Below are 567 nucleotides of genomic sequence, written 5' to 3'. Positions count from 1 at the left end.
TGTGGATGGATCGTGTGCGTACCAGCGTCTAAGTGGGATAAGACTTTATCCTGATACATTGCCGCTCGCTGTATACTGAAATAACCAAACCGTCGTCTGATCTCATCTACAGTACGATCCAGCTTCTCTAACTTTTCCTTTTTCTCCTGATTTCCAAATAAATCCAACTGCACGGGAATATCATCTAACACAAGATCCGCAGCTCGGATTCCCAGGCTTCTAATGGGATCTTCCCATTTGTAATTATCTTTAAATAGCTGAAATGCTGCAGTTACAATCTCGTTTGTAATATTCGTTGGCTGTCGTAAATGTATCTGTCTGGAAAAACTATACAATCGATTATCTCGAACTGTAATTTCTACTGTTTTGCATTTAAATCCATGTTTCCGCAATCGTGCAGCTACACTTTCTGCCAATGCTATTTGAATGATCCAGACATCCAGATCATTTTCCAGATCTCTCGGTGTTGTAGTGCTATTACCTATCGACTTTACTGGTGCTTCATATCCTTCCTTGCAAACCGGATCTTCATCCCAGCCATTTGCGAAAGCCCATAATACATTTCCT

1 pseudogene is annotated in these 567 nt (G+C 40.9%); it reads right to left on the bottom strand.

What is annotated here, in order from left to right:
• Nucleotides 1-567, bottom strand: a pseudogene (locus tag LIQ05_RS19475) (DNA polymerase IV); the annotation flags it as partial.

Origin of the sequence: Blautia glucerasea, from assembly GCF_020537505.1 — a bacterium.
Classification (GTDB): Bacteria; Bacillota; Clostridia; order Lachnospirales; family Lachnospiraceae; genus Blautia_A.
Note: the sequence above shows the minus strand (reverse complement) of the source record. Positions and strands in the feature narration are given on the sequence as shown.